The organism is Thermoactinomyces daqus (assembly GCF_000763315.1).
GTDB lineage: Bacteria > Bacillota > Bacilli > Thermoactinomycetales > Thermoactinomycetaceae > Thermoactinomyces_A > Thermoactinomyces_A daqus.
Genome location: NZ_JPST01000008.1, coordinates 24,379 through 47,346 on the forward strand (window position 1 = coordinate 24,379; position 22,968 = coordinate 47,346).

The window sequence follows — 22,968 nt, forward strand, 5'->3', positions numbered from 1 at the left end:
GAGGAACAGCACAAGTCACAGAACTTACGTTCTCTTTATGTCAACCGATATGATATAATACGAAGAGTGGAAAAGAGGTGAATCGGATGGAAAGGAAATTTGAGATCGTTTCTGAGTTTCAGCCTCAAGGAGATCAGCCGCAGGCCATTGATCAATTGGTAAAAGGCATCCGGGAGGGAAAGAGGTTTCAAACCCTGCTGGGTGCGACGGGTACAGGAAAAACGTTTACGATTGCGCAGACCATTGCGCGTGTAAATAAACCGACTTTGGTGATTGCTCACAACAAGACGCTGGCGGCCCAGCTGTGCGGGGAGCTGAAGGAGTTTTTCCCGCATAACGCCGTTGAGTATTTTGTCAGCTATTATGATTATTATCAACCGGAAGCGTACGTTCCGGCGACGGACACGTATATCGAAAAAGATGCCTCGATTAACGATGAGATTGACAAGCTGCGCCACTCCGCTACCAGCGCGCTGTTTGAGCGTCGCGATGTGATTATCGTTTCGAGTGTTTCCTGCATTTATGGTTTGGGTTCACCGGAGGAATACCGCGACCTTGTTCTCTCTTTGCGCGTCGGTATGGAACGGGATCGGAACGAGATTTTGCGCAAACTGGTCGATATCCAGTATCAGCGCAATGATTTGAACTTCACCCGCGGGACCTTTCGTGTGCGCGGGGATGTGGTGGAGATCTTCCCTGTTTCCCGGAGTGAGCAGGCGGTCAGGGTCGAATTTTTTGGTGATGAGATTGAACGGATTCGTGAAATCGATGTCCTGACCGGGGAAATTCTCGGGGAACGCGAGCATGTGGCCATCTTTCCGGCCTCTCACTATGTGGCAAGTTCCGGTGTGATGGACCGGGCGCTCAGGGATATCGAGGCGGAACTGGAAGAACGGTTGAAAGAGCTGAGGGATCAGGGCAAGCTGCTGGAGGCGCAGCGCCTTGAACAACGGACACGTTACGATATGGAAATGATGCGGGAAGTCGGTTTCTGTTCCGGCATCGAAAACTATTCACGTCACCTGGTCGGGAAGAAGCCGGGCGAACCGCCGTATACCTTGCTTGACTTTTTCCCCGATGATTATTTGATGATCGTCGATGAGTCCCATGTGACAATTCCCCAGATTCGCGCAATGTACAACGGGGATCAGGCGCGGAAAGATGTCCTGGTGGAGCACGGATTCCGCCTCCCGTCCGCCAAGGATAACCGCCCGCTCAAATTTGAGGAATACGAGGACAAGATCAACCAGATCATTTTTGTTTCGGCCACGCCCGGACCTTATGAGCTGGAGAAAGCGCCGGAAGTGGTTGAACAGATTATCCGCCCCACCGGTCTGGTTGATCCGCAAATTCACATTCATCCCATCCAGGGACAGATCGACCACTTGATCGGGGAAATTCAAAAGAGGATCCAACGGAACGAGCGGGTTCTGGTTACCACCCTGACCAAAAAAATGGCGGAGGATTTGACGGATTACCTGAAGGAAATGGGGATTCGGGTGCGCTATTTGCATTCGGATATCAAAACGATTGAACGGATGCAGATTTTGCGTGACTTGCGCCTGGGTGAATTTGATGTATTGATCGGCATTAACTTGCTTCGGGAAGGATTGGACTTGCCGGAAGTTTCCCTGGTCGCCATTCTCGATGCCGATAAGGAAGGATTCCTCCGTTCGGAACGCTCCCTGATCCAGACGATCGGGCGGGCGGCACGGAACGCCAACGGAGAAGTGATCATGTACGCCGATACGATTACCGACTCGATGAAAAAAGCCATCGATGAGACGGAACGCCGGCGCAAAATCCAGATGGAATACAACCGGAAACACGGCATCGTGCCGCAGACGATCCGCAAGAAAGTGCATGAGATCATCGAAGCGACCAAAGTGGCGGAACAGCCGGCGGAATACGAAGCAAACAAAAAGGCGAAGGCATTGACGAAAAAAGAACGGATCAAGCTGATTGAATCTCTGGAGAAAGAGATGAAAAGTGCGGCCAAGGAACTCAATTTCGAGCGTGCAGCTGAATTGCGTGATCTGATCCTGGAACTGAAAGCGGAGGGTTAAAGGCAGATGGCACATGAGAATATCGTAATCCGCGGTGCGCGGGTGCACAATTTAAAGAATATCGACGTGACGATTCCGCGGGATCAGTTTGTCGTTGTGACCGGACTCAGCGGTTCCGGCAAATCATCCCTCGCTTTTGACACCATCTATGCGGAAGGGCAGCGACGTTATGTCGAGTCGCTGTCCGCCTATGCCCGCCAGTTTCTCGGCCAGATGGATAAACCGGATGTGGATGCGATCGAAGGCCTGTCGCCGGCGATTTCGATCGATCAGAAGACGACCAGCCGCAACCCGCGTTCTACCGTGGGAACAGTGACGGAAATCTACGATTACCTGCGGTTGCTGTTTGCGCGGGTGGGACACGCTTATTGTCCCGAACACGGAATTGAGATCACGTCACAAACGGTCCAGCAAATGGTTGACCGCGTGATGGAGCTTCCGGAGCGGACGCGCATCCAGATTTTGTCTCCTTTGGTGAAAGGACGAAAAGGAGAACATGTCAAGCTGTTGAAAGAGATTGCCGCTCAGGGCTATGTGCGCGTGCGGATCGACGGCGAGATGATGGAATTGTCCGATGAGATCAAGCTGGAGAAAAATAAAAAGCACACGATCGAAGTGGTCGTCGATCGGATTGTGGTGAAACCGGGAGTGGAAACGCGGCTGACCGATTCGGTGGAAATCGCCCTTTCACTGAGCGGCGGCGAGGTGCTTGTTGATGTGATCGGTGGTGAGGAATTGATGTTTAGTTCCAACCTGGCTTGTCCGGAGTGCGGATTCAGTTTGGATGAACTGTCGCCGCGCATGTTTTCCTTTAACAGTCCGTTTGGTGCCTGTCCCACCTGTGACGGTTTGGGCAGTCATATGGAAATCGACCCTGATCTGGTCGTTCCCGATCCGTCCCTTTCCCTGGCAGAAGGGGCGATTGAACCGTGGGCCTCATCCAGCAGCAACTACTATCCGCAGCTTTTGAAAGCAGTGTGTGACCATTTTCAAATCGATATCAACAAACCCTTCAAAGAGCTCAGCCCGAAGGAGAAGGACCTGATCCTTCACGGTTCCAAGGAGCGGTTTCCGTTTCGCTATACCAATGACATGGGCTTCACCAGGGAAGCGCACACCTTGTTTGAAGGAGTTGTTAATAATTTAAATCGCCGCTATCGCGAAACCGGATCGGAACTGATCCGCGAACAGATCGAAACCTATATGACGACCAAGGCATGCAAGACATGCAAAGGAGCTCGATTGAAGCGGGAAGTGCTTCATGTGCTCGTCGGCGGCAAAAATATCGATTATGTGACCAGACTGTCAATCAAAGAAGCACTCGCCTTTTTTGAGAATCTTGAGCTGAGCGAGAAAGAGATGCAAATCGCCCGGCTGGTGTTGAAAGAGATTCGGGAGCGCCTCGGATTTCTGGTGAATGTCGGCCTGGATTATCTCACCCTGAACCGGGCCGCCGGCACCCTGTCAGGAGGGGAAGCGCAGCGGATTCGCCTCGCCACGCAGATCGGTTCCAGCCTGATGGGAGTGCTCTACATCCTGGATGAGCCGAGTATCGGATTGCACCAGCGGGACAATAGCCGGCTCATCGCCACCTTGGAAAAGATGCGGGATTTGGGAAACACCTTGATCGTGGTGGAGCACGATGAAGATACGATGCTCGCCTGCGACTATATCATCGATATCGGACCGGGTGCCGGAGCGCATGGCGGACAGGTGGTTGCCGCCGGAACGCCGCAGGAGATTATGAACCATGAGCGTTCGTTAACGGGACAATATTTGAGCGGACGCAAATTTATTCCCGTTCCTGAAGAGCGCCGCAAGCCGAACGGCAAATGGGTGAAAGTCGTGGGGGCGCAGGAAAACAACCTGAAGAACATCAGTGTGAAATTCCCGCTCGGGGTGTTTACCTGCGTGACCGGCGTCTCCGGTTCCGGGAAAAGCACCCTGGTCAACGAAATCCTGTTAAAGGCGCTGGCTCGTCAGCTAAACAAAGCCAAAACCATTCCCGGGAAGCATAAGAAAATTGAAGGGGCTGATCATCTGGACAAGGTGATCAGCATCGACCAATCGCCGATCGGGCGTACGCCGCGAAGCAATCCGGCCACCTATACCGGGGTGTTTGACGATATTCGCGAAGTTTTTGCTTCCACGCAGGAGGCAAAAGTACGCGGCTATCAAAAGGGCCGGTTCAGTTTCAATGTGAAGGGCGGCCGCTGTGAAGCATGCCGTGGCGACGGCATTATCAAAATCGAGATGCACTTCCTTCCCGATGTTTATGTACCTTGCGAGCAGTGCAAAGGGAAACGGTATAATCGCGATACCCTTGAAATTAAATACAAAGGGAAAAACGTGGCCGATGTCCTTGAGATGACGGTGGAGGAGGCGCTTGACTTTTTTCAGAACATCCCGCGCATCAAACGCAAATTGCAAACCCTCTATGATGTGGGACTCGGCTATATGAAGCTGGGGCAGCCGGCCACCACGCTGTCGGGCGGGGAAGCGCAGCGGGTCAAGCTCGCTTCGGAATTGCACAAGCGGAGTACAGGACGCACCCTGTATGTGCTGGATGAGCCGACAACCGGCCTCCATATTGATGATATCGCCCGTCTTCTTCGGGTGCTGGACAGATTGGTCGAAAACGGGGATACCGTTCTTGTGATTGAACACAATCTCGATGTGATCAAGACCGCCGATTATATTGTTGACATGGGTCCCGAAGGCGGAAGCGGAGGAGGGACTGTGGTTGCTGCCGGAACACCCGAACAGGTGGCCGAGACGAGCGGTTCGTATACCGGACAGTTCCTCGCCCCGATTTTGCAGCGGGATCGCGAGCGCATGAAGCAGAAGATGAAGCAAATCGAAGCGGAGATGGCGGAGACAACAAGGTAGCAGAAGAAACAATAAATGCGTGGCCGATTGCACAAACTAACTGAAGCAAGACGATCTTTCACCATCCGATTCAAGGGGAGTGAGGAATTTGGCAAACAGGAACAAGCTGCTTGTACCAGGTGCCCGAGCTTCACTGAACCAGATGAAAGAGGAGATCGCTCGAGAACAACAGGTAGAGTTGGGAGCGGATACCTCGGCCCGGGCCAATGGCTCGGTCGGTGGTGAAATGACCAAACGTCTTGTGGCAATGGCGCAACAACAGATGATGAAGCGTCAGCAATAAAAAAAGGGGGATGATGCCCCCCCTTTTTTTATACCTTTGCGAATGACTGACGGGATTTTATCAGAATGGTATCATCCCTTTGAAAACTGCGGATATGGGGTTGTTGCAAAAAAACAGTCCGTCCCGTTTTGCCGGAGTTGAGGAACTAAAGCTAAATCAGGGAGCAGCAGAGTATGGAAGGGCCTGCGGGCAGAGTCTGCCAAAAAACCGGTCGTCTGTGTGACCGTTCGCAGGAGCCCTGTCTTCAGGCATGGCGGGGCAAGCTCCGGGTCACTAACACCAACCCAAATCACAATTTTCAACATATGATCGGGTGAATTTGGGTGAAGGTTTTGCTTGTTTCCTGTCGGCACTGAGGAGTTTTTGCGGAATCCTTCCGACCGGCTCCTCTCCAAAATAAAGCAGGATTTCTCCATTTTCCTCACGGAATGAAAGGTTCTCTCTGATTTGTTTAAAGCTGTCCTGTTGCAAAACAGTCACCACCTTCAGGATTACTTATTCATCTTTCTCTCTAAACGAGATTCACCTTGGATTTGATAAAATTCAATTCCGCGGTTTCCAATTGGCCGGACAGAGGCCGCCGGACTGCAGGGCTTGCAGTACACGCAGCGTTTCATCGACGTCACGGCCGATATTTTCATCGGTAACCACCTGATAACGAATGATTCCTTGCGGATCAATGATAAACAAACCTCGTTCCGCCACCCCTGTTTGTTCATTCAGCACACCATAGGCCCGGGCCACTTCTTTTGTTCGGTCTGAAGCCAAAGGATAGCGGATCGCTCCCAAACCGTTATCGGCCGGCAGTGTTTGAATCCAGGCGCGGTGCGTGTAGATACTGTCCGTACTTACTCCGATCACTTCACAATCCAAATCTTTAAATTCCTCATAACGTTCGGACAGGGCACGAAGTTCCGTTGGGCAGACGAAAGAAAAGTCATAGGGATAAAAGAACAGAAGCAGCCATTTGCCTTGGTAATCTCGTAACTTGATCCGTTCATTCAGTGATGACAGATCCTTGGTCGATAAAAGATCAAAGTCAGGTGCCGGCAAGCCGACAGTTCGTTTGTTCATGAAAGATTCCTCCTGTAAACAATAATTTGAAACAGGAGGATGGCCATCCTCATGTCTGTATTTTTACGATATCATCCCTTCAGATTGAAGTCAATATTAAATTATAATTATTATTAACAAGTAATAGTTTTCGCTTGAGGAAGGTGCAGACTGGCTGGTGATTCAAGACTGCGTGCAGGAGAGAGGCAAAACGATTTTCCTGATCGCTCATGGAGGATCTCGCCTGACTGTGTGAAGATCGACCATGGCAAACGATTCGACCCGGCCCGGCGGAAAACAGCGGTTCTTTGTTTGACGAAAGAGACCAAACGGTGAAGCTGACGAATGGTTGTGCACCTGGAACGGAAGGGCTGATTGAACACAGATATGAGTGAAGCACCGTTGTTGGTAATCCGCTGAAATGGTGAAGAAAACCCTGCCTCCGTCCGGATGGCAGGGTGCGAATCTTGCTTGATTTTGTTATTCGATCCATTCGACGACCTGATCCAAGCTTTTTCTTGTTTTGGGGCGATGAGGATCTTCTGCCCGATAACCGAAGGCGACCATGACAGAGACAGCGAAATTTCCGTCTTCCAGCAAGCCTTCTTCGGCGAGCAGCCGGTTTACGGCATCGGGGTCAAAACCTTCAATCGGGCAAGAATCAATGCCGATTTGCGCCGCAGCCGTCATCATGTTTGCCAAAGCGATATAGGTCTGTTTTGATGACCAGTCAAACAAGGACCGGTCATTGTCCAGGATGTGAAAGGATTTCTGGAACGATTTGTACCGCTCGCTCAGCGCTTCCAACTGTTCGGCCGGCATCTTTTTAACATTGATCATATGGTTTTTGACATAATCGGAATCAAATCGGGCATCGGTGCGGGCGAGAATCACGACAAAATGGCTGGCAGTGGGAAGTTGACCTTGAGCTCCCCATGAAAGTTCTCTCAATTTTTCTCTCAGTTCACGGTTTTGCACAACCAGGAATTTCCACGGCTCCAGTCCAACCGAGCTGGGGGATAATCTCCCTGTCTCCAAAATAAAGTTAAAATCTTCATCCGTGATCTTCTTGGTTGGATCAAATTTTTTTGTGGCATGACGAAAGCGGAATGCTTCAAGAACTTGCTCCTTAATGGATTGTTTGTTCATTTTGTATGTTCATTCCTTTCGTGTGTCGGGTGTTTTTGGATTAATATAAACCTGCATTATCTCTTACATTGGGGCGGTCTTCCGATTTTTATGCGCGCTCTAAATGTTATAGAACTGATTACAGTTTATTTTCACGTAAACGATGGAGGAAGTTACGACGATCCAATCTGTAATTATTTTAATGACAGTAAGGGAAAAAGAAACCGGGATTATGGACACTGTTTTATTTTTTCCAAAACGGAACGTATCGTAATCCGGGCAAAATAGGTTTCAAAATACGCTTCAGCGTCGGCGAAAATCTGATCCATAACCCGTTGGGCATTGGATGAAACCGGACAAGTTTGTTCGGGGTCTCCGGTGCACCAGGACGGCTTAAATGATCCGCAGGAAACTGCGCGATAGACCTGGGCCAGAGTTATCTCGTCCGGGTCGCAATCCAGAATATACCCCCCGCCGATCCCTTCTTTTGTTTTCACAAATCCGTGTTTTCGCAGGCATCCCATCACCTTGCGAATTCGTGCCGGATGGGTGGAAACATTGGCTGCAATCGATTCACTGCTTGCCATGTGACCAGGCAGATGGGTTAAGTATACCAAGCTGTGCACTGCTATTGTAAATTCACTGTTCACTAACCGTCTTCCTCCAAGCATACTGTAATCATAATTAATACAGTTAGTATAAAAACTTACGGAGACTCGACCTCAATGTAAACTTAATCATAAAATAACGAAGATTGGCCGTCAATCATCGGGAGCAAACGGGGAAGTCACAGTGATGCGATTGACGCAGATCCGGCAATAAAAAGGCTTCCCCGATGTATTTCGGGAAAGCCTGTGTCCGCATTATTTTTTCTCGACAGCATGTCCGCCGAATTCGTTTCGCAATGCAGCAACCACTTTTCCGTGGAAGGTATCCTCTTCCAGGGAACGATAGCGCATAAACAGTGACATGGCGATCACCGGAGCAGCCGCTTTGAGTTCCAAAGCCGTTTCAACCGTCCATTGTCCTTCGCCGGATGCGTGCATGACGCCGCGGATTCCTTCAAGGCGCGGATCTTTGGAGAAGGCGTTTTGCGTCAAGTCCATCAGCCAGCCGCGGATAACCGAGCCATGGGCCCAAACGCGGGCTACATCCTCGTAGTCATAATTGAATTGGCTTTTGTCGAGAACCTCAAACCCTTCACCGATCGCTTGCATCATGCCGTATTCAATTCCATTGTGCACCATTTTCAGGAAGTGTCCGCTGCCGCTTTCGCCCGTATACAGATAGCCGTCTTTTACAGCGAGATCGCGGAAGAGCGGTTCGATATGGGCAAATGCTTCTTTGTCGCCGCCGATCATGAAGCAGCCGCCTTCACGTGCCCCTTCCATCCCGCCGGAAGTGCCGACATCCATAAAATGAATTCCTTTTTCCGCACATTGTTTGCTCCGGCGCAGAGAATCCTTATAATGGGAATTTCCGCCATCGATTACGATATCCCCTTGTTGCAGTTGCGGAAGAATATCTTGTAACAGCGTATCGACGATTTCACCGGCAGGAACCATCAGCCATACCACCCGCGGAGACGGGAGGTCTGCAATCAGGGCTTGTACCGAATCAGCCGCAATCGCTCCTTTTTCGGCCAGTTTTTGTCTTGGCTCCGGATTGACGTCGTATACTACCACTTCATGTTGATGATCAAGCAGGTTCAGAACCAGATTCATCCCCATTTTGCCGAGGCCAATCATTCCTAGTTTCATGTTGTCCACTCCTTTGCGCCATACGAAAAACGTACATTTCAACTCCCAAAAGTATACTATAAATAAAAAAAAACTGCATGTAAAAATCGGGGAAAACCGCATGGAAATAAGGGTTTTGAAAACGTTGCCATCCAGGTTGCAAGCTCATTTTAGAGGTTGCGCATTAAAGGAAAAATCATGTATGAGAAACGCGTTTTTCTTGTAAAAAACGGGAAAGAAATAACGGAGGAAGGGGATTGACCAACCAAATAATGGATGGAACCGAGAGAAATGGGGACTTTGCTGCAGAATGAAGCGGAAATTAAAGGAAAAATCTTTGAAAGTCATATGCCTGAAAGCAAGGAGGCAATTTAGATGGGCATTATTGTGAGGCTCGTGATTAATTCGCTGGCCGTTTTGCTGGCATCCAAAATCGTCACGGGAATTTATGTGCAAAGCTGGGGAACGGCACTGTTGGCCGCACTGGTACTCGGGCTGATAAACCTGATTATCCGGCCGCTGATTATGTTGCTCACCCTCCCGATCAATATCGTCACACTCGGGCTGTTTTCACTCGTGGTCAATGCCATTTTGTTCTGGTTGACCGGTGCGCTGATCAGGGGATTTGATGTCAACGGGTTTGTGCCTGCCTTCCTCGGCGCATTGATTGTAGCCGTGGCATCGTGGATTGCTGACCGAATTATGGATTAAATCGATGAGTGGGGGTCGGTGTCAACGTGCCGTCTCCATTTTTTGTGAAAGTGAGAAAGTGCATCGCAGGTCAGGGTTATGGTATCCCCTCCTGACTTCCCCGATTCCGGGGCCCCCGGCGGAAGGGGACACCACTTCCTGCCTGAATGGCTGGTGGTGGCAACGCTGGTTGATGACAGGATTTAATTGCCCGATGTTTGGGTGTCTTTTTGGTTTTCGTTTTCGATCTTGATCAAATCGGCGCGGATGATATACCGGTCCGGTGCGCTGCCGACGTAGTTAAAAGGATAACAGGTGGTCAGGGACAGAACCGGACGGGGGATCGGAACGATGACAGTGAGGTCATCCGCCTTGGTGATCCACGTTTTGCGAATTTGGTATGTAAAGACCTTATGGTGATATTTTACATAGAGGCGGTCGCCCGTTTGCAATTTTCCCACTCCGCGAAAAACGGTATCGCGGTGGCCGGACAGGACGACATGGCCGGTTTCCCCTGGATTTACCGTGCCATATCCTTCATACAGCCCGACGCCTTTTTTCAGGGAGTCCGCGTCCGTTCCCTGCACGATGGGGAGGATGGCTCCGAGACGGGGGATCACCAACTGTCCGACGACGGTTCCCTTTTTGGCGTGCTCACCGGTGACCGGTTCCCCTTTGTCGAGTGAGGGCATCCTGGTTCTGTCGTCCCATTCTTTTGAGATGGCCATCGCCATTTTCGGATCAACGACGGCGACCCGGATTTCTCCCCACCACTGATATGCGTTGTAACCGAGCAGGAGAACTCCTGCTACGATCAGCAACCATGCGATTTTTCGCGCCATTCATTATCACTCCTGCTCAGGTTTGCACCGCTGTTGTTCGGCGCATCTTCCGGAACTGTTCCTAATCTATTTTACATTGGAGTTTCGAAATCCTTGTATAGAAAAGTATCATCCATTTTATTCGATGACAAATTCTTTTTTGTGTCATGATTTTGAGTGAGTATTAGTGGCTGGTGCTTTGTTTGCAGGGGTGGAATCTTGTATACTGACGATGAAATGAGAAGATCTTTTTGGTTGTGAAATCTTTTTAACAAGGAGCGAAGTGCCAAATGGTCTGGTTATCCCCGCAGGAACAGAAATGGCTGAGGGAGCTGGAGCGGGCGATCGGTGCCGGGGCACGGGTGAAGAAGCCGATGGAGGGAACTTCACCGGTTTTTTATTTGCCGTCCGGAACGGCCTTTACCTTTGAAATTCCCTTAACCCCGCGTGAGTGCGCATTGGTGGAACTGTGGCTGCGGGACCGGCGGGGACAGGGGGAGGGGATTAGCCTTTCCGACTGGTTCCAATCGTTGGTGAAGGATGAAGGGGAGGTTCCGGTTCCGCCCGAAATCGCCAAGCTTTCATGGAACGATCGTGTGCCTTTTTACGTCCAGCTAACTTCACCGGCCGGAGGAACGGCTGATGAGCCCGCCCAATTGTTTCAAGCTTATTTCGGGGAAGAGATGGCATGGGTGATCTCCATCCATGAGCGCGAATGGCTGGTGCTGGCCTCTTTGTCATCATTCAGCGAAGGGACGGATTTCAAACGGTCGCTGGAAAAAGCGGCAGAGGAATTGTGCGAGGTGTTTGCCGGTGAAGCCGGAACCTGGATTCGGGTGCTGGTGCATCCGCCGATTCATCATGCGAAAGAAGCGGCCCGCATGTGGAGTGAACTTCGGAGAGCGGCCGGGCTGTTCCGCATTTTTTATCCGGAGCGCCAGGTGATGGCGACCTGGAAGCTGGAACTGGAAAAGCTGATTACGCAATTGGACGATGAGGCCGTCGCCTCGTTTAAGAAAAATTTCCCTTCCGTTTCTCTGCTGAAAGAACCCGAGTTGGCGAAAACGCTGAAAGCGCTGTTTGCATTTAATCTCAACATCAGTGAAACGGCAAGGCATCTTTATATTCATCGCAATACGCTTTTGTACCGTTTGGACCGCATTAAACAGGAAACAGGCTATGATGTGCGTTCGTTTGACGATGCCGTGCTGGTGAAAATCATGTTGCTCTTGTTGCAAAAAGATGCGGAATGATGGGTTGTGCAAACTGTCAAAAAAGGTTTGTGCGATTTGTACATAGAATATTTTTAATCTTTAATCTAAAATAGATTTTAATTAAACAGAAAGCGCTATCAAGGAGGAAACCGAATGGCCCAAGTCCGGCTCAATCATGTCTTTAAGAGATATAACAACGGTTTTACTGCGGTTAAAGACTTTCATCTGGACATTAAAGACAAAGAGTTTCTCGTCCTGGTCGGTCCCTCAGGATGCGGAAAATCAACGACTTTACGGATGATCGCGGGTTTGGAGGATATTTCCGAAGGGGAACTGTATATCGGTGACCGCCTGGTCAATGACGTTCCGCCCAAAGATCGCGACATTGCCATGGTTTTTCAAAGCTATGCACTTTATCCTCATATGACAGTATATGAAAACATGGCGTTTGGCTTGAAGTTGCGCAAATTCAAAAAAGAGGAAATCAAAGAAAGGGTGCATGAAGCGGCCAGGATTTTGGATATTGAGCACCTGCTGGACCGGAAGCCGAAGCAATTGTCCGGTGGCCAGCGGCAGCGGGTGGCCCTGGGCCGGGCCATCGTTCGCGAACCGCAGGTGTTCCTGATGGACGAGCCTCTCTCCAATCTGGATGCCAAATTGCGCGTGCAGATGCGGACAGAGATCAGCAAGCTGCATCAGCGCCTGGAAACGACGATTATTTACGTCACCCATGACCAGACGGAAGCGATGACCATGGGGGACCGCATTGTCGTTATGCGTGACGGTGTCATTCAGCAGGTGGATACCCCGACCGAAATTTACAACAAGCCGGCCAATATGTTTGTGGCAGGATTTATCGGCTCTCCGTCCATGAACTTCGTTGAAGGATCCCTCATTGAGGAAAGTGGCGATGTTTATTTCACCACTACCGGCGCCAAAGTAAAAATTCCGGCAGGGAAGGCTTCCGGGCTGCGTGAACAAGGATATGTCGGCAAGGAAGTGGTGTTTGGCATCCGTCCGGAAGCGGTGCATGATGAACCGGTCTTTCTCGAGGCTTCCCCGGACAGCGCCTTTGAAGGCAAAGTGGAAGTGGCCGAAAATATGGGAGCGGAAATGTATTTATACATGAGCGGTTTTGGGGAAAAATGGCTGACCGCCAGAGTGAATGCACGAACCCAATATGCACCCGGGGCGCGAATCAAGCTGGCGTTCGACATGAATAAAGCGCATATTTTTGACAAGGAAACGGAAAAAACAGTATTGTAAACTTAGGCATAGGCATGAGCGACTGGATGCTGACCCAGTCGCTTCTTCTTTACAGATGGTGGCAAGAAGCGAAGTAGGAGAGACCATTGATGAAAAAAGTGACATTGGAACATCTGGTGCAGGATTTTGATCTGGAAGTCATTTGCGGATGGGACCAGCTGAACAGGGAAGTGGAGGTCTCTGATCTGTATCGCCCGGGATTGGAACTTGCAGGCTTTTTTACGTTTCATCCGACGGAACGGCTCCAGCTCCTCGGAAAAACCGAACTTTCCTTTATCGACAGACTGAGCGGCGAGGAGAGAAAAAAACGGTTTGATCGTTTGTGCGATCCGCGAATTCCGTGCTTTATCGTCACGCGCAATTTTGAGGTTCCCACTGAATTGATCAAGGCGGCCGAGACAAGAAAGATTCCGATTTTGCGCACACCGGTGGCAACGACGAGATTCGCCAGCAAGTTAACCAATTACCTGGAAAAACATCTGGCCCCGATGACCACCCTTCACGGAGTATTGGTGGATGTATACGGCATTGGGGTTCTGATCACAGGCTCAAGCGGGATCGGCAAAAGTGAGACCGCGTTGGAACTGGTCAAGCGCGGGCATCGCCTGGTGGCCGACGATGCGGTGGAGATTCAGCAGACCGAAGAAGGGGAGCTGATCGGACATGCTCCCAAATTGATCCGCTATCTGCTGGAAATTCGCGGGCTGGGAATTATCAATGTGATGACCTTGTTCGGAGCGGGGGCGGTTCGGGACAAAAAGAAAATTTCGCTGGCCATCCATTTGGAAGCATGGCAGGAAAAACAGCAATATGACCGTCTCGGCCTGGATGAGGAAAAAATCCGCATCATTGATACCGAGTTGCCGCAGTTGATCATTCCGGTGCGCCCCGGGCGAAATCTGGCCGTCATCATTGAAGTGGCGGCGATGAATTTTCGTCTTAAGCGCATGGGTTATCATGCTGCCCAGCAATTTGTGCAGCAACTGGGCGAAGCGATCGACGAGACGGATGACTGGGATTAAACGCAAAAAAGGTGCTGAATCATGGTTCGGCACCTCTTGTTTATGGTCACTTTAAAAATCTTTTTCGCTCAATATGGCACGCCTTTGGTTTGGGCCACTGGGGAAAAAAGACAAATTGAACCGGATCATTATGGAGGCAGCCCGGCGTGCTGCAAAAACCCCGGTTGTCGATGATCACGATGCTTTCTTGTGCTCCGCATTCCATACAGTCATAACGTTCTTCATCGCCTTCCAGGAACGGATCCGACGGATTGATTGCAAGCAATATAAATCCCTCCAAAATATTGTGTATATTATTTTAATGAATCTGACTTTTTCTGTCCATAATAAAAACGGGGAGATAAGTGAATAAATTTTAAATTTCAGGGTTTAAGCGAACATTTTTGGGATCATTTCTTATGTTATACCAGTCAGGGGCATTGGAAAAGGCCGGGGGGATATATTTTTTTGAACAGTATGTAAATTTGATAAAGAGAACGGACGAAAATATTTTTCATATGCAGTACCGGTTTTTGATGTTATCTGGAAAAAATAGGTTAAAATAAATAGAAATGTTGAATGAATCAGGTCTGTTGATTAATCAATATTTGATGCAAATCAACATGCCTGCCGATAAGCGGACTTTCAAATCTTCCTCAGGATGAAGGTACAGTCAAAACAAAAAGGGGACAATACCCCGATTTCTCCAATGAACTTTCACAGAAAAGGAGCGGAAAAACGATGACTTTGGCTGTGATCGATCCGGTCGCTTTTTCCCTGGGACCGATCCGCATTTACTGGTATGGAATTATCCTGGGCAGTTCTGCCCTTCTGGGATTATGGCTTGCGATCCGGGAAGGAAAGCGTCACCAGCTGCCAGCTGAAATTTTTCTGGATTTGGTGGTTTGGGTGCTGCCGGCGGCCGTTGTGGGAGCGCGCCTTTACTACGTCGGGTTTCAATGGGAGTATTATCTCCATCACCCGATGGACATTTTTGCCGTGTGGAATGGAGGGCTTGCAATTCACGGCGGGTTGCTCGGAGCTTTTCTGGCGGGGGCATTCTTTATGAGAAAATACCACCTTTCCTTTTTGAACATGGCGGATATTATTGCCCCCAGCATACTGCTCGGCCAGGCGCTGGGAAGGTGGGGGAATTTTATCAACCAGGAAGCGCACGGGGGGATGGTCAGCAGGGCGATGCTGGAAGCTCTTCAGTTGCCCGAATGGATCATCAGCCAGATGAATATCCAGGGCGTTTATTACCAGCCCACTTTTTTGTATGAATCGATATGGGACGGGATCGGCTTTCTTCTCCTCCTGTTGCTTCGCAAAATCAACTTGCGCCGCGGAGAAATCTTTTTTACATATATGGTATGGTATTCATTGGGCCGCTTTTTTATCGAAGGATTGCGGACTGACAGTCTTTCCTTCACCGGTCCAATGTGGTTAAGCGACATGCTGAATGCATTGTGGCAGCCGTTGGGAGCGTGGCTTCAGGCGGGGAGTCTGGAGCATGGTAACATCCGGGTGGCGCAATTGGTCAGTCTGCTCGGGATGCTGATCGGACTGGGCATGATTTTATGGCGCCGTCTGAGCAGGCGGGCTTGGGTTCCTTACCGGTCGGCCGTAGAGACAAATGAAGCATAAGGAGAGGAGAACGAGTGAAAAAACCGATTCTGCTTTTTGATCTGGATGGGACTTTGATTAATACAAATGAGCTGATTTTGGCTTCCTTTATGCATACATTGGAACTTCATTGTCCGGGGAAATACACCGAGCAGGATGTTCTGGAGATTATGGGTGAGCCTCTTTACGACCAGATGCGCCGCTTTGATCCCGATCAGGCTGAGGAGATGGTGAAGACCTATCATGCCTTTAATGAGAGAAAACACGACGAATTGGTGTTGGAATTTCCCCATGTCCGGGAGACGCTCAGCGAGCTGGACCGGGCCGGAGTGCTGATGGGGGTTGTTTCCAACAAACGCCGCCTTGTCGTGGAAATGGGTTTAAAACTCTTTGATCTGGGACGGTTTATGAAAACAGTCGTTTGCATAGGCGATACGGAAAAAGCGAAGCCGGAGCCGGATATGATTTTTCTGGCCATGGAGCATTTGGGCGGAACACCCGGACAGGTGATCATGGTCGGGGACAGCCGTTATGATATCCTGGCGGCGAAACGGGCAGGTGTCGCTTCGGCAGCCGTAGCCTGGAGCTTGCATGCGGAGGAATTGAAAAAGTATGATCCCGATTATTATTTGGAGGATATGAGGGACTTGCTGCAAATTGTCGGAGTCCGCTCATAGGGTGACCGCCGCATGAGAAAAACGGAACGCTATCCCGTCAAGGGGGCCAATTCGCTATGGCAGGTTTACCGGACGGTTTCGTTTTGGAAAGTGTTCAAAAATACGCTCGTAATCGTCATTGCCAGGTACATTCCCTTTATGTGGTTGAAAAATTGGCTGTATCGCACCTTTTTGCGGATGGAAGTGGGGGAGAAAACGGCAGTGGCGTTTATGGTGATGATGGATATTCTCTACCCGGAGAAAATCCGGATCGGCCGCAACAGCATCATCGGTTACAATTCCACAATTTTGACACACGAATACCTGATCGACGAGTATCGTCTGGGCGAAGTAACGATCGGGAATCATGTGATGATCGGAGCGAACACCACCATTTTGCCCGGAGTGACAATCGGGGATCATGCCGTGATCGGAGCCGGTTCTGTCGTAACCCGGGATGTGCCTCCCCGGGCCTTTGCCGCCGGAAATCCGATTCGCCTGATCCGTGTGGACGGCGAAGACGGAGGAACATGAAAGTTCACAAAACGGAAATTGACCCACCCTCCGCCTGTTCGGTAAGATGATAGTGATTATTTATTAAGTTTTATTTGTAGTTTGTAAGGTTATTCAGAAATAATCTATAGACAGCACATGAAACTTTGTTGGGAAGGGAAGAAAAACTTGCTCGTTGACCATGCAGACACCGGCAAGTTTTTTTACGCAAAAAAAGGAGGGCCAAGAGTGAGCTGGCTGACCCGGTTTTCTTTGAAAAATGTGTCGGCGATCGTTCTTTTGGTGATCCTGGTAATCGGCGGCGGGCTGTACGAAGCGTCACAGCTTAAGATGGAAGCAATGCCGGACATCGATTTTCCGGTCATTGTCGCGATTACTCCTTATCCGGGAGCGTCGCCGGAGGACATTGATCAGAAAGTGACGGGGCCGATTGAAAAAGAAGTGATGGGAGTAAAGGGGGTACAGAAAGTCACCTCCGTTTCTGCGGACAGCACGTCCGTGGTTATAGCGCAATTTGATTTTTCTGCTGATTTGGATAAGGCGCAGCAGGAGATGCAAGATGCCATCCATCGTCTCAAACTGCCGGATGGCGTGATGAACACCACTTTTAACCGATTCGGTTTAAATACGTACCCGCTGATCACCCTGGCTGTGACCAGCGACAAGAAAAATGCGGCTGATCTCGAACGCTGGGTAACCGACAAAGCGAAGCCGGAGCTGGAGACGGTTGACGGTGTCGGTGAAGTGCAAGTCAAGGGAGAAGGGGCCAAAGCGGTCTATATTCGCCTCAAACCGGATCAATTGAAAAAATATAACTTGTCGTTGCAGCAGGTCGAGCAGGCCCTGCAAAGTGCCGACATGTCCCTGCCTGTCGGTGACCTGGAATCGGGCTCTGTCGATATGCCGATTCGGATCAACCAAAAAATCACGAATATCGACCAGTTAAAGAACTACGAACTCACGGTTCCGGCAAACCCCGGAGAAGGAATGCAGGATGCCTTCAATCAGATCGGCCAGGGAATGGGACAGTTGGGACAGGCGGTCGGCGGACTGGGTCAGGCGGTATCAGGGCTCGGTCAGGCAGTCAACGGCCTGGGACAAGGAATGGGCCAGATGAGTCAGGGAATGGCCATGCTGCAAATGGCACAGGCCAAACAGGCACAGGTGCTCGGCGATCAGTTGGAACTGAACAAAACGCTTCAGCAACTGCAACAAAATCCCGATGATGCCGGACTGAAAGCGAAAGCGGCTGAATTGCAGCGCGATATCGCCATCAATATGGCCGTGCTGAAACAGCTCAGTGAGAAAATGAAAGCGTCCGGTGCCGGGACCAAGTCGAAATTGTCCGTGCCGAAGCTGAATATGGCGGGAAAACCTTCGCTTCCTTCCGCCAAAACGAAAAAACCCGAACTGAAAAACCCGGAGATCAAGACGGTAAAATTGGGCGATATCGCCACCATTACTGAATCAGCAGATAACAATACCATGATCACCCGTACCGATGGGAAGCCGTCGGTCAATATCGACATCATCAAAAATCCGGATGCCAATGTAGTCGATGTGGCCACTCAGGTCAACAAGAAAATTGCCGGATTGAAAAAAGCAAATCCCGATCTCCATCTGATCAAGCTGTTTGATCAATCGGAGGGCGTGAAAGCATCGATTCGTTCAATAATTCGCGAAGGGCTGCTTGGTGCGCTGTTCGCCTCGGTGGTCATCCTGCTTTTCCTTCGCAAATTCAGGATTACCCTGATTTCGATCATTTCGATTCCCATTTCGATCTTTGCCACGATCGTGTTATTAAAAGAGGCGGATATCTCCCTCAACATTATGACTTTGGGGGGAATTGCCGTAGCAGTCGGACGGGTGGTGGATGACAGCATCGTCGTCATTGAGAACATTTACCGCCATCTGATGCGCAAACCAGAACGCACGTCGGAGATTATCTACCTGGCGACCAAAGAAGTGGGGGCAGCGATCACCTCCTCAACGCTGACAACGGTGTCCGTCTTTATTCCGCTCGGGTTTATCGACGGAATTGTCGGCAAGGTCTTTTATCCGTTTGCCGTGACAGTTGCGATTGCCTTGCTTTGCTCCTTGTTGGTCGCTGTTACCATTGTTCCGGTTCTGTCCAAAATCATGTTGCTGCGCGGGACAAAAATGAGCGAGAAGCGCAGTCACAGCCGCTTTGCTTCCGGCTATAAAAAGGCACTGGCGTGGTCGCTTCGCCATAAGGCGATCGTGCTGGGCGGAGCCGTCGCGCTCCTTGTCCTGAGCCTTGGACTGGTTCCGCTCGTGGGCACCAGTTTTCTGCCTTCGGAAAAAGAGAAGGCGATGCAGGTCAATTTGAAAATGCCTTCCGGAACCGATCTCGAAAAGACAAATGAGGTTACCGGTAAGATTGAGAAGACCCTGAAGAAACACCCGGAAGTTGAGATCATCTCCTCTTCGGTGGGGAACCTGCGCGGACAGTTGATGTCCGATGGCAGCATCGGCAGTCCGAACCGCGCCTCCATTTTCGTCAAACTGGCTGATCACACCAACATGGATCCCTTTTTGAACCAAGTGCGGACGGAATTAAAACCGCTGGGGCAACAAGGGGAAATCGAAGTGAATGAAGTGAGGAGCGTCGGACCGCCTTCCAGTTCAATTTCCGTAAGCATTCAGGGAAGCAACATGGACCAGGTCAAAAATGTGACCGAAGCGCTCACCTCCCGGTTAAAACACGTCCACGGTTTGACCAATGTGAGCAACAATCTGAGTGCCAGCCGGCAAATTGTCGATGTCCATGTGGATGAAGCCAAAGCCGCCCGCAAAGGACTGGTGGCGCAACAAGTGGCTTATACCATACGAGACCTTCTCGATGCCGATAAAGTGTTTGAGATAAACAATGGCCCGACTGCAGAGGACGTTCGCCTCGGTCTGGAGGAGAACGATCTCAATTCTCTCAACCGGCTGAAAGAGATCCAGATCTTGTCGCAGACGGGCGATTTGATCAAACTGGGGGAAATCGCCGATGTCAAAGTCGTGAGCGGACCGGTTTCGATTCAAAAGCAAAACGGTCAGCGCTATGCCACCGTTTCCGGCGATGTGACGATCAAGGATACGGGGGCTGTCTCCCGGGAAGTGCAATCGGCGATCAATCAGGTGAAGATCCCCAAAGGTATTTCCGTCAGAATCGGCGGTGACACGGAAGAGATGAATAAAAGCTTTGCCCAATTGGGCGTGGCGATGGTGGTGGCCATTGCCGCCGTTTACATCGTAATGATGATCTCATTTGGCGAGGCGACCGCACCCTTTACCATTCTCTTCTCCCTGCCGTTCGCTGTGATCGGCGGGCTGGCGGGATTATGGATCTCCGGGCAGCCGATCAGCGTTTCCGCGATGATTGGTGCTTTGATGCTGATCGGAATCGTGGTTACCAACGCCATCGTCCTGATCGACCGCGTCAAACAGGTGCAGGCGCGCGGACTCCGGATCGAAGAAGCCTTGCTCGAAGCGGCCGGCACTCGTTTGCGGCCGATCCTGATGACTGCCTTTGCCACGATCTTCGCGCTTCTCCCCCTCGGACTGGGGTATGGAGAAGGAACCCTGATGTCCCAGGGGCTGGCAGTTGTCGTCATCGGCGGGCTTACTTCCTCCACCTTTTTAACCTTGTTTATTGTTCCGATCGTCTATCTTTTATTGACACGCATCCGGGAAAGATTGATAAAAGTGCAGGCATAAGCTTAAGCCCCGAGGGAAACCCCGGGGCTTCTTTTGTTTCAGAACCAGTCCACTTCGATCAGCTGACGAAAGCGGAGCCGTTGCTTTATCTGGCCGTTAGCCATGATAAACCAACCTTCATAAGGTTGGACGTAAATCACTTGACCGTAAAATTGCAGCGGGGAGTGTTTGCCCGCATACGTGACCAGAACCGGTTTTTCCAGTTCATGTGCTTCTTCCAGTAAAAAAGCCATATATTCCAATTGGTCAGGTTCAATTTGCGGCGGTTCATATTTCCAGGTTCGCTTCGGTTCGGATTGATGCATAAGCGCAAGATACAAACGGTTCTCATACCATTGATGAAAGTTGATCACATTCATCCCGCTCCCCCCTTTGCTAATCATCATACACGAACATATGTTCTGATATCAAGAAGGAAATAAAAAAAGTTGGCAAGCACGGGGGAACCAGGCAAATTTGCGGGGGATCGGCGCACCGGCCTCAGACCGGCAACACATGCTCACAAAAAAACGCCGGGACAACGCCATCATCCGGCGTTACCGGCTTTGAACACTTATTTTCGCATTAATTTTTTACCAGCTTCACCGCATCGGCAATCACATAGCCTGTTCCCGATGTCCAGCGGGAAACCCCGACGATGTATTGATCGCCTGCGGGGAGATTGAAGGTGCCGAGATAATTCCATTTTCCTCCGCCCGCTTGCTGGTTGGCATAAACCGTTTGATTTCCGCTGGATGTCCTGATGATATAGGGCGTGTTGCTGTTATAGCCGGGATCAGCGGGCCACCAGGCGTAAACGCTGTAGGAACCGGAAGAAGGTACGTTAAATTTGAACCAGACAGGTTCGCTGACCGCCTGGGGAGTGGTATAGTAATAGTCGGCTCCGTATTTTTGGGAGTTCCAGGAGCTGAGCGCCCAGTTGCCGCTGACGGAAACGCGGGATGTATTGGAATTGTCGACAACGATCTCCGTGGATGAGGATGATTGGTTGACCAGTGACATATAATAGTTCCAGTCCCATCCGGAGCCGGGGTCGGTGTGCGTGGAACCTGGAACCTGATTGTGTCCGATGATGTGGGAACGGTCTTTGGGAATTCCGTACTTGTCGCAGAGCCAGCGCGTCAAACTGGCGGAGGCGCGGTACATCGCATCAGTAAACCAGGATGGATCGCTGACATATCCTTCATGTTCGATGCCGATGCTGTGGACGTTGTAATCCCAGTTACCGGCATGCCAGGCGATGTCCTTGTTTTGGACCATCTGCGTGATTTCCCCGTCGCTGGAGCGGACGACATAGTGTGAGCTCACCTGTGCCTGTGGATTTTGGAACCAGCTGATGGTGCCGCTGTAGGAACCCTCTGTTGTATGAATAATGACATAATTGATGCTGTTTCCGTCTGCCACGCGATTGGCTGCCGTGTAATTGCTGCTGGAGGCGGCAACCCAATTGGCATAGGGGTAGTCCGGAGTGGATGCCGCCTGCACCGCTTTCACGTCTGCATAGATACCTTTGTCGGGGATTACCCGCGTCGGACGGATAAACATATCTTTGCCGTCGACCAGACGGTAAGCGCCGTGGTTGATCAAATCATAAACTTCATCCGCGTACCACTTGGCCGTCAGTTTGGAGGATAGTCCGCTGTAGGCGGCAACAGCGGTATACCATTTGGCCAAATCCTGCGGCAGCTTGCCCTGATTCAGCTCTTTGGCCCGCTGGGCGAGAACGGCTGCACCGCCGCGGATATTTTGTTTGACATCATTTTTGAGCTGATTTTCCGGAATGCCCAGCAATTGACTCGCTTCCGGCAATGAATGGTTCGTCGGGTTATCGGCCAGGTGCATCAACCCGTAGCCGTTCAGTTCACTCGGTTTGCCGTGATGGTCTTGCCAGTGCGTTTCGGCGTAGCTGACGGCGAGGAGAATGGTCAAGGGAACATGAAACTCCTTCGCTGCTTGCTCAAACTGTTCATAAAGAGGCCCGGGGTGGTAAACGGGTTCGGAGGAACCGTTTTCCGATGGATGCGCAGCAGATGCCCGGATGCTGCCGGAAAACAACATGGCCGGACTAAACGCGAGGACAAGCAGGAAGATGAGCAAACAGGATCCCCAACGATTCCGAAACACAAGCACTCCTCCCAATAATATTTAATTGAAAAATCAAAATATTTAGTCTTAATATATTATAACGCCTCTATTTTTATATAGCAATATATTTATACATTATTAGGATGAATTTATTAGATTATTAAATTTGTATTCTTTTCTGTACATTGCTGAATTGCTGGTTTTATTTTATT

At 50.4% G+C, this 22,968-nt stretch carries 19 protein-coding genes; 11 read left to right on the forward strand and 8 right to left on the reverse strand.

The features are described from left to right. The first annotated feature begins 86 nt into the window (after positions 1 to 86). The 3 genes from uvrB to JG50_RS0103885 all read left to right on the forward strand — a co-directional run bounded on the left by uvrB (position 87) and on the right by JG50_RS0103885 (position 5,238). Positions 87 to 2,066 (forward strand): excinuclease ABC subunit UvrB, encoded by a 1,980-nt coding sequence (uvrB, locus tag JG50_RS0103875; RefSeq protein ID WP_033099803.1) that lies wholly within the window; start codon positions 87 to 89, stop codon positions 2,064 to 2,066. A 6-nt stretch (positions 2,067 to 2,072) separates the two neighbouring features. After that, the gene (uvrA, locus tag JG50_RS0103880; protein ID WP_033099804.1) at positions 2,073 to 4,955 is read left to right on the forward strand and encodes an excinuclease ABC subunit UvrA; all 2,883 of its coding nucleotides are present in this window, start codon (positions 2,073 to 2,075) and stop codon (positions 4,953 to 4,955) included. Between the two features lie 88 nt (positions 4,956 to 5,043). Beyond that, the gene (locus tag JG50_RS0103885; RefSeq protein WP_033099805.1) at positions 5,044 to 5,238 is read left to right on the forward strand and encodes an alpha/beta-type small acid-soluble spore protein; all 195 of its coding nucleotides are present in this window, start codon (positions 5,044 to 5,046) and stop codon (positions 5,236 to 5,238) included. A gap of 543 nt (positions 5,239 to 5,781) precedes the next feature. Here JG50_RS0103885 and JG50_RS0103895 read toward each other — a convergent pair. The 4 genes from JG50_RS0103895 to gnd all read right to left on the reverse strand — a co-directional run bounded on the left by JG50_RS0103895 (position 5,782) and on the right by gnd (position 9,179). After that, on the reverse strand, positions 5,782 to 6,312 hold the full coding sequence (locus JG50_RS0103895) for a peroxiredoxin (protein ID WP_033099807.1): 531 nt from the start codon (positions 6,310 to 6,312) through the stop codon (positions 5,782 to 5,784). A 459-nt stretch (positions 6,313 to 6,771) separates the two neighbouring features. Continuing rightward, the gene (locus JG50_RS0103900; RefSeq protein ID WP_033099808.1) at positions 6,772 to 7,440 is read right to left on the reverse strand and encodes an NAD(P)H-dependent oxidoreductase; all 669 of its coding nucleotides are present in this window, start codon (positions 7,438 to 7,440) and stop codon (positions 6,772 to 6,774) included. Between the two features lie 209 nt (positions 7,441 to 7,649). Beyond that, the gene (locus JG50_RS0103905; RefSeq protein WP_033099809.1) at positions 7,650 to 8,069 is read right to left on the reverse strand and encodes an Rrf2 family transcriptional regulator; all 420 of its coding nucleotides are present in this window, start codon (positions 8,067 to 8,069) and stop codon (positions 7,650 to 7,652) included. Positions 8,070 to 8,282: 213 nt separating this feature from the next. Next, positions 8,283 to 9,179: a phosphogluconate dehydrogenase (NAD(+)-dependent, decarboxylating) gene (gene gnd, locus JG50_RS0103910; RefSeq protein WP_033099810.1), complete on the reverse strand. Its 897-nt coding sequence runs from the start codon at positions 9,177 to 9,179 to the stop codon at positions 8,283 to 8,285. Between the two features lie 354 nt (positions 9,180 to 9,533). On the opposite strand from gnd, the gene JG50_RS0103915 reads away from it, so the two are divergent. Continuing rightward, on the forward strand, positions 9,534 to 9,869 hold the full coding sequence (locus JG50_RS0103915) for a phage holin family protein (RefSeq protein WP_033099811.1): 336 nt from the start codon (positions 9,534 to 9,536) through the stop codon (positions 9,867 to 9,869). Positions 9,870 to 10,051: 182 nt separating this feature from the next. Here the strand turns inward: JG50_RS0103915 and JG50_RS0103920 are convergent, their stop codons facing one another. Continuing rightward, positions 10,052 to 10,690 (reverse strand): class D sortase, encoded by a 639-nt coding sequence (locus JG50_RS0103920; RefSeq protein WP_033099812.1) that lies wholly within the window; start codon positions 10,688 to 10,690, stop codon positions 10,052 to 10,054. A gap of 269 nt (positions 10,691 to 10,959) precedes the next feature. On the opposite strand from JG50_RS0103920, the gene JG50_RS18635 reads away from it, so the two are divergent. The 3 genes from JG50_RS18635 to hprK all read left to right on the forward strand — a co-directional run bounded on the left by JG50_RS18635 (position 10,960) and on the right by hprK (position 14,171). Then, entirely contained in the window at positions 10,960 to 11,922 is a 963-nt protein-coding gene (locus JG50_RS18635; protein ID WP_052153978.1) for a PucR family transcriptional regulator, read from the forward strand. A gap of 114 nt (positions 11,923 to 12,036) precedes the next feature. Then, positions 12,037 to 13,149 carry an ABC transporter ATP-binding protein gene (locus JG50_RS0103930; protein ID WP_033099813.1) on the forward strand — a complete coding sequence of 371 codons (1,113 nt, stop codon included), beginning with the start codon at positions 12,037 to 12,039 and terminating at the stop codon, positions 13,147 to 13,149. A gap of 89 nt (positions 13,150 to 13,238) precedes the next feature. Next, complete coding sequence (gene hprK / locus JG50_RS0103935; RefSeq protein ID WP_152568475.1) at positions 13,239 to 14,171, forward strand: HPr(Ser) kinase/phosphatase; 933 nt, start codon at positions 13,239 to 13,241, stop codon at positions 14,169 to 14,171. Positions 14,172 to 14,217: 46 nt separating this feature from the next. On the opposite strand, the gene JG50_RS0103940 is transcribed toward hprK, so the two are convergent. Continuing rightward, on the reverse strand, positions 14,218 to 14,436 hold the full coding sequence (locus JG50_RS0103940; RefSeq protein ID WP_033099815.1) for a hypothetical protein: 219 nt from the start codon (positions 14,434 to 14,436) through the stop codon (positions 14,218 to 14,220). 455 nt (positions 14,437 to 14,891) lie between these two features. Here JG50_RS0103940 and lgt point away from each other — a divergent pair, with 455 nt between their 5' ends. From lgt to JG50_RS0103960, 4 genes are all read left to right on the forward strand, one after another. Then, positions 14,892 to 15,797: a prolipoprotein diacylglyceryl transferase gene (gene lgt, locus JG50_RS0103945; protein WP_033099816.1), complete on the forward strand. Its 906-nt coding sequence runs from the start codon at positions 14,892 to 14,894 to the stop codon at positions 15,795 to 15,797. Between the two features lie 14 nt (positions 15,798 to 15,811). After that, entirely contained in the window at positions 15,812 to 16,453 is a 642-nt protein-coding gene (gene ppaX, locus JG50_RS0103950; RefSeq protein WP_033099817.1) for a pyrophosphatase PpaX, read from the forward strand. 12 nt (positions 16,454 to 16,465) lie between these two features. Further along, the gene (locus JG50_RS0103955) at positions 16,466 to 16,966 is read left to right on the forward strand and encodes an acyltransferase (protein ID WP_033099818.1); all 501 of its coding nucleotides are present in this window, start codon (positions 16,466 to 16,468) and stop codon (positions 16,964 to 16,966) included. A gap of 207 nt (positions 16,967 to 17,173) precedes the next feature. Beyond that, positions 17,174 to 20,671 carry an efflux RND transporter permease subunit gene (locus JG50_RS0103960; protein WP_033099819.1) on the forward strand — a complete coding sequence of 1,166 codons (3,498 nt, stop codon included), beginning with the start codon at positions 17,174 to 17,176 and terminating at the stop codon, positions 20,669 to 20,671. A 38-nt stretch (positions 20,672 to 20,709) separates the two neighbouring features. Here JG50_RS0103960 and JG50_RS0103965 read toward each other — a convergent pair whose 3' ends face one another. Continuing rightward, a complete protein-coding gene (locus tag JG50_RS0103965) occupies positions 20,710 to 21,030 on the reverse strand; it encodes a YolD-like family protein (protein ID WP_033099820.1) in 321 nt (106 codons plus the stop codon). A 205-nt stretch (positions 21,031 to 21,235) separates the two neighbouring features. Continuing rightward, positions 21,236 to 22,795: a golvesin C-terminal-like domain-containing protein gene (locus tag JG50_RS0103970; protein WP_052153979.1), complete on the reverse strand. Its 1,560-nt coding sequence runs from the start codon at positions 22,793 to 22,795 to the stop codon at positions 21,236 to 21,238. Positions 22,796 to 22,968: the final 173 nt, after the last annotated feature.

Coding starts and splice junctions, on each gene's coding strand:
- uvrB (WP_033099803.1), top strand. CDS start 87: ATGGAAAGGAAATTTGAGATCGTTTCTGAGTTTCAGCCTCAAGGAGAT.
- uvrA (WP_033099804.1), top strand. CDS start 2,073: ATGGCACATGAGAATATCGTAATCCGCGGTGCGCGGGTGCACAATTTA.
- JG50_RS0103895 (WP_033099807.1), bottom strand. CDS start 6,312: ATGAACAAACGAACTGTCGGCTTGCCGGCACCTGACTTTGATCTTTTA.
- JG50_RS0103900 (WP_033099808.1), bottom strand. CDS start 7,440: ATGAACAAACAATCCATTAAGGAGCAAGTTCTTGAAGCATTCCGCTTT.
- gnd (WP_033099810.1), bottom strand. CDS start 9,179: ATGAAACTAGGAATGATTGGCCTCGGCAAAATGGGGATGAATCTGGTT.
- JG50_RS0103915 (WP_033099811.1), top strand. CDS start 9,534: ATGGGCATTATTGTGAGGCTCGTGATTAATTCGCTGGCCGTTTTGCTG.
- JG50_RS0103920 (WP_033099812.1), bottom strand. CDS start 10,690: ATGGCGCGAAAAATCGCATGGTTGCTGATCGTAGCAGGAGTTCTCCTG.
- JG50_RS18635 (WP_052153978.1), top strand. CDS start 10,960: ATGGTCTGGTTATCCCCGCAGGAACAGAAATGGCTGAGGGAGCTGGAG.
- JG50_RS0103930 (WP_033099813.1), top strand. CDS start 12,037: ATGGCCCAAGTCCGGCTCAATCATGTCTTTAAGAGATATAACAACGGT.
- hprK (WP_152568475.1), top strand. CDS start 13,239: ATGAAAAAAGTGACATTGGAACATCTGGTGCAGGATTTTGATCTGGAA.
- lgt (WP_033099816.1), top strand. CDS start 14,892: ATGACTTTGGCTGTGATCGATCCGGTCGCTTTTTCCCTGGGACCGATC.
- JG50_RS0103955 (WP_033099818.1), top strand. CDS start 16,466: ATGAGAAAAACGGAACGCTATCCCGTCAAGGGGGCCAATTCGCTATGG.
- JG50_RS0103965 (WP_033099820.1), bottom strand. CDS start 21,030: ATGAATGTGATCAACTTTCATCAATGGTATGAGAACCGTTTGTATCTT.